Source organism: Mesorhizobium sp. P5_C1, from assembly GCF_054049815.1.
The window spans coordinates 1-5804 of record NZ_JBFULQ010000365.1; the positions used below are offsets into that span (position 1 = coordinate 1).

Sequence of the window (5804 nt, forward strand, 5' to 3'; positions counted from 1 at the left end):
AGAGCAAGGTACGAGCAAGTCGACAGGGCGCAGCATGACACTCTATCGGGCCAATCCGAAGCACGGCGTCGCCTGGATCACGGGCGGCAGCAGCGGCATTGGCCGTTCGCTGGCCAGGGATCTTGCGGCCCAAGGCTATACCGTCGCGGTGACGGCGCTCGACGACGATCCGATCGACACGCTTGTCGTCGAGACCGCGCAGATGCCGGGCAGTGTCACGGCCTTTCCCTGTGATGTCACCGACGAGCCGCGCATGGCAAGGACGGTCGCCACGATCGAGAAGGAACTCGGGCCTATCGTGCTCGCCGTCTTCAATGCCGGGAACTACATTTCGACGCCGGGTGAGAATCTTGTCGTCAACGACTTTCGCCGGTCCTTCGATGTCAACTATTTCGGCATCATCAACGGCCTGGTGCCGGTCATCCAGCGCATGCGTGTGCGGGCACGCGGCCATGTCGTGCTGGTCGGCTCGGTCACCGCCTATTTCGGCTGGCCGACCACGGCCGCCTATGGCGGCACCAAGGCGGCGATCAACATCCTGGCCGAGTCGCTGAAATACGACTTCGACAAGATGAATGTGCGTGTCCAGGTGATCAACCCGGGCTTCATCGACACCGCTCTTACAGAGAAGAACATGCTGCCGATGCCGGGGCTGATGCCAGTCAGCCGCGCGACGCGCCGCATGGCGCGGGGCATCAAGTCCGGCGGCTTCGAAGTCACCTTCCCGCGCCGGCTGAGCTGGCCCCTGAAAGTGCTCAGCCTGCTGCCGAGGCCGCTGTGCAGAGGGGTGATCGGCCTGATGACCAACTGGAAGGCGCGGCCGCTGCACTACGACCGGAAGCCCCAAAGCGAATAGAACGCCATCGAGATTGGCAGGCTCCCTCTCCGGGGCATGGCGTTGCCCGATAGTGACCGCCGCCATAGGTTGAGAAATTGTTCTTTGGAGTCTGCGATGGGGCGACGGATCGTGCTTGCTGTGCTTGGCCTTGTCGTTGTCCTCGCACTGGCTTTCGTGCTTGGCCCGCGCGTACCCGTCGACACCACGATCCGTTTCGATCCCTCGGTCATCGGCGACGATCCGCAGGCCTATGTGGCGAAGACAGAGGGCGCCATACCCGGAATCCGTGACGGGCTGGAGAAAGAGATCGTCTGGGCCAATCCGATGGTGCATGCCAGGACGCCGCTGTCGATTGTCTATATCCACGGCTTTTCCGCATCGAAGGGCGAGGTCCGCCCGCTGTCGGACGAGGTGGCCGACCAGCTCGACGCCAATCTGTTCTACACCCGCCTTACCGGTCACGGGCAGGACGGCGCGGCGATGACGCAAGGCAGCGTCAATGCCTGGATCAACGACTATGAGGAGGCGCTCGCCATCGGCAGGGCGATTGGCGACAAGGTGATCGTCATCTCGACCTCGACAGGCGGCTCGCTGGCGACATGGGCTGCAACGCAGCCGGGCGCATCGGACGGGGTGGCGGCGATCGCGTTCATCTCGCCGAATTTCGGCGTCAGGGCGTCCGGCGCCGAACTGCTGACCATGCCCTGGGGCAAGCAGATTGCCGAGCTTGTCGGCGGCAAGGAACGCAGCTTTCCGACCCGTAACGCCCTGCACGAAAAATTCTGGACGCACAAATATCCGATGGCCGCGACACTGCCGATGGCGGCGCTGACGGAGCTCGCCTACGCAGCGCCGGTGGAAAAGGCGACCATCCCTGCCCTGTTCATCTTTTCCGATTCCGACAGGGTGGTGCGCGAGGACCGCACCCGCGAAATCGCCGGGCGCTGGGGCGCGCCGCATGAACTAGTGCCGGTCGACGACACTGGCGATCCCGACCACCACGTCATCGCCGGCGACGCGCTGTCGCCTTCGACCACGGCCTATCTCGCGCAAAGGATTGCCGTCTGGGTCGAGGCGGTGGCCAAATAGGCTCCTGACGAAAAAAGGGCGACCGAAGTATCGCTTCGGCCGCCCTTTCCTTGTCAGTCACGGCAATCAGCCAGCCCAGGCTTGACCGATTACAACGCGGTCTGGCTTACGCAGCCCGCGCCGCCGGACGCTTGCCGCCGAAGCGGCGCTTGTTGTTGCCCTTGAAAGGCTTGGCGCCTTCCGGCTTACGCTCGCCAGCGAAGGCCGGCTTGTCGCCGAAGCGCTTCTTGCCGAAGCCGTTGCCCTTGTTCTCACCACCCGGCCGCCTGCCGTCACGACGACCATTGCGGTCGTTGCGGTCATTGGCGGGCTCGAAGCGCTCGTTCTTTTCAGCCGGATTGCGCAGCGGATCAGGGCTGCCGAGATGGTCGGCAACGATCGGCAGCTTGGTGCGGATGATGCGCTCGACCTGACGCAGCTTGCTGTTCTCCGAAGGATCGCAAAGCGTGATGGCAATGCCGTCCATGCCGTTGCGGCCGGTCCGGCCGATGCGATGGACATAGCTTTCGGCTTCGTCCGGCAGGTCGAAATTCACGACATGGCTGATGCCGGGCACATCGATGCCGCGCGCCGCAATGTCGGTCGCCACCAGAATGCGCACCGAGCCCTCACGGAAATCGTTCAGCGCCTTCTGACGGGCGTTCTGCGACTTGTTGCCGTGGATGACGGCGGCCTTGAAGCCGTCGCGCTCGAGGTCCTTGGTCACCCTGTCGGCACCGTGCTTGGTGCGCGAAAAGATGATGACGGACTTCATCGCCTCGTCGGCGAGCATCGTCGACAGCACCTGGCGCTTCTGCTTGGTGCGGGCAAAGACGACGCCCTGCACGATCTCGGCGGCCGCGGTGCTTTGCGGCGCGACTTCGACGCGGATCGGGTTCTTCAGCAGACCCTTGGCCAGGTCGGCGATTTCATTGGGCATCGTCGCGGAGAACAGCACCGTCTGACGGTCGGGCGCGGTCGCCTTGGCGATGCGCTTGACGTCGTTGATGAAGCCCATGTCGAGCATGCGGTCGCCCTCGTCCAGCACCAGCCACTTGGTGTCGGCAAGCATGAGGTCGCCTTCGCGCACCAGATCGGTCAGGCGACCGGGCGTTGCGATCAGGATGTCGACGCCGGGCGCGACCTTCTTCACCTGGCTGAAGCGCGAGACGCCACCCAGCACAAGTGCGGTCGAGACATGCGCGCCCTTGGCGAGGATCTTGATGGTGTCCTCGATCTGCACGGCAAGTTCGCGCGTCGGCGCCAGGATCAGCGCACGCGCCGTCTTCGGCCGGCGCTTGGTGCCGAGAGCGATGATCTTCGACAGGATGGGCAGCGCGAAGGCAGCCGTCTTGCCGGAACCAGTCTGGGCGATGCCGAAAATGTCACGGCCTTCCATCTGCGGCGGGATCGCCTGCGCCTGGATCGGCTTCGGATCGGTAAAGCCGGCGGCATGGGTCGCCTTGAGCAGCGCACCCGTAATTCCCAGTGCTGCGAAACCGGAGAGTTCCCCAGTTTTATCAGCAAGCAAAGTGTTTTCGTTGGTCAAAATATTCTTCTTTCACGCGGCCTCTGGCCGCAAACATCAATGGCGGCAGGGCGCAACCTGCCGTCGGATAAATTGTCATGGAACGACAAGGCGGGCGGACGGTTTCGTCCACTCGGCTGCGCTGTCGTGCCCGCAGGCATCATGCCACGGGGCTTTTTCGCCACTTTGTGATTTACCGGAAAGAGGGGCCGATATACCGGAAAGAGGGAAAACAGACGCAACCAGTCTCATTTGTCGAGAAGGCCGGATTGTTCCCGGCCCAAGCGCCTATGTCGCCGCATATGGCCCAGTTCGCGGTCAAATGCAAGGGCCGTCATGCTGCAGCGCAACAAAACCACGGCGCAAGCGGTCCTTGCGCTCGCCCGCCCGCACGATTACCACGAAATGCCGCTGGCTTGGGAGGTAACCGATGAAGGACGTGCTGAAAGAACTCGAGCGCCGCCGTGACATCGCCCGCATGGGCGGCGGCCAGGCCCGCATCGATGCACAGCACAAGAAGGGCAAACTCACCGCGCGCGAACGCATCGAGGTGTTTCTCGACGAGGGCTCGTTCGAGGAGTTCGACATGTATGTCGAACACCGCTCGACCGATTTCGGCATGGAGAAGACCAAGATCGCCGGCGACGGTGTGGTCACCGGCTGGGGCACCGTCAACGGCCGCCCGGTCTATCTCTTCGCCAAGGACTTCACCGTGTTTGGCGGTTCGCTGTCGGAAGCGCATGCCGAAAAGGTCATCAAGGTGCAGGAGATGGCGCTGCGCAACCGCGCGCCGATCATCGGCCTCTACGATGCCGGCGGAGCGCGTATCCAGGAAGGCGTGGCCGCACTGGGCGGCTATGCCGAGATCTTTCAGCGCAACGTGCTCGCCTCCGGTGTCATTCCGCAGATTTCGCTGATCATGGGCCCCTGCGCCGGCGGGGACGTCTATTCGCCGGCGATGACCGACTTCATCTTCATGGTGCGCGACACCTCCTACATGTTCGTCACCGGACCGGATGTGGTGAAGACCGTCACCAACGAGACGGTGACCGCCGAGAGCCTTGGCGGTGCCTCGGTGCACACGACGAAATCCTCGATCGCCGACGGCGCCTATGACAATGACGTCGAGGCGCTGCTGCAGATGCGCCGGCTGGTCGACCTGCTGCCCGCCTCCAACACATCGGAGCTTCCGGAGATCGAATGCTATCAGTCGGTGACCGACCATGATCAGTCGCTCGACCGGCTGATTCCCGACAACGCCAACAAGCCGTACGACATCAAGGAGTTGATCCTTAAAGTTGCCGACGAAGGCGACTTCTTCGAGATCCAGCAGAATTTCGCCAAGAACATCGTCACCGGGTTCGGACGGGTCGAGGGCCGCACCGTCGGCTTCGTCGCCAACCAGCCGATGGTGCTGGCCGGCGTGCTCGATTCAGACGCCAGCCGCAAGGCGGCGCGTTTCGTGCGCTTCTGCGATTGCTTCTCAATCCCGATCGTCACCTTCGTCGATGTTCCGGGCTTCCTGCCCGGCACGGCGCAGGAATATGGCGGGCTGATCAAGCATGGGGCGAAACTCCTGTTCGCTTATGCCGAGGCCACCGTGCCGAAGATCACCGTCATCACCCGCAAGGCGTATGGCGGCGCCTATGACGTGATGGCGTCAAAGCATCTGCGCGGCGACATGAACTATGCCTGGCCGACGGCGCAGATCGCCGTGATGGGCGCCAGGGGCGCGGTCGAGATCATCTACCGCAAGGACATCGGTGATGCAGAAAAGATCGCAGCCCATACAAAGGCTTACGAAGATCGCTTCCTGTCGCCCTTCGTCGCCGCCGAGCGCGGCTATGTCGATGAGGTGATCATGCCGCACTCGACCCGTCGCCGCATCGCGCGCGCGCTCCGGATGCTGCGCAACAAGGACATGCAAAACCCCTGGAAGAAGCACGACAACATCCCGCTGTGAGGCGCTGATGTCGCGTCTGGTCCTTTCTATGGGAACGAGCTTCGGCAGGTTTGCCATCCTGCTTTTTGCCCTACCGCTTTTCTGCCCTGTGCTGCTGTGGCTGTTGTTGCTTGACCGACAGCCGCTCGCGGTTGTCGCAGGCGGTGTTGTCGCCATACCGGCCGCAATGCTGGCTTTTGTTCTGTTGATCGGAGCATTGTTCGCCGGCTTTCGGTCCAGCCAGGTACAAGGCATCTCCCAGCATTCGGCCCCCAAATTATGGGCTGTGTGGGAAGGTGTTGCTGGCAAATATCGTGCCGGTCGAACAACGATTGTGCTGAGCGACAACCTCAACGCCAGTATAGGGGAAGAGCGTCCGTTTCTCGGCCTGCTTGGTCGTCGGGTGATCTTGACGGTCGGTATTCCGT

General features: G+C 62.7%; 4 protein-coding genes and 1 pseudogene. 4 read left to right on the forward strand and 1 reads right to left on the reverse strand.

Going from position 1 to position 5804, the window contains the following annotated elements; translation table 11 throughout:
- Nucleotides 1–34 precede the first annotated feature (34 nt).
- Nucleotides 35–856: an SDR family oxidoreductase gene (locus ACXJ7R_RS23155; protein ID WP_095091643.1), complete on the forward strand. Its 822-nt coding sequence runs from the start codon at nt 35–37 to the stop codon at nt 854–856.
- A gap of 96 nt (nt 857–952) precedes the next feature.
- Nucleotides 953–1927 (forward strand): alpha/beta hydrolase, encoded by a 975-nt coding sequence (locus ACXJ7R_RS23160; RefSeq protein WP_457153881.1) that lies wholly within the window; start codon nt 953–955, stop codon nt 1925–1927.
- 106 nt (nt 1928–2033) lie between these two features.
- Here ACXJ7R_RS23160 and ACXJ7R_RS23165 read toward each other — a convergent pair whose 3' ends face one another.
- Complete coding sequence (locus ACXJ7R_RS23165; RefSeq protein ID WP_457153882.1) at nt 2034–3455, reverse strand: DEAD/DEAH box helicase; 1422 nt, start codon at nt 3453–3455, stop codon at nt 2034–2036.
- Between the two features lie 409 nt (nt 3456–3864).
- Here ACXJ7R_RS23165 and ACXJ7R_RS23170 point away from each other — a divergent pair, with 409 nt between their 5' ends.
- Both ACXJ7R_RS23170 and ACXJ7R_RS23175 read left to right on the forward strand, forming a co-directional pair.
- Complete coding sequence (locus ACXJ7R_RS23170; RefSeq protein WP_095091646.1) at nt 3865–5397, forward strand: acyl-CoA carboxylase subunit beta; 1533 nt, start codon at nt 3865–3867, stop codon at nt 5395–5397.
- 7 nt (nt 5398–5404) lie between these two features.
- Nucleotides 5405–5804: pseudogene (locus ACXJ7R_RS23175) on the forward strand (hypothetical protein); the annotation flags it as partial.

Bases quoted from the DNA above. Each gene is read 5' to 3' on its own strand.
- ACXJ7R_RS23155 (WP_095091643.1), top strand. From the start codon at position 35: ATGACACTCTATCGGGCCAATCCGAAGCACGGCGTCGCCTGGATCACG.
- ACXJ7R_RS23160 (WP_457153881.1), top strand. From the start codon at position 953: ATGGGGCGACGGATCGTGCTTGCTGTGCTTGGCCTTGTCGTTGTCCTC.
- ACXJ7R_RS23170 (WP_095091646.1), top strand. From the start codon at position 3,865: ATGAAGGACGTGCTGAAAGAACTCGAGCGCCGCCGTGACATCGCCCGC.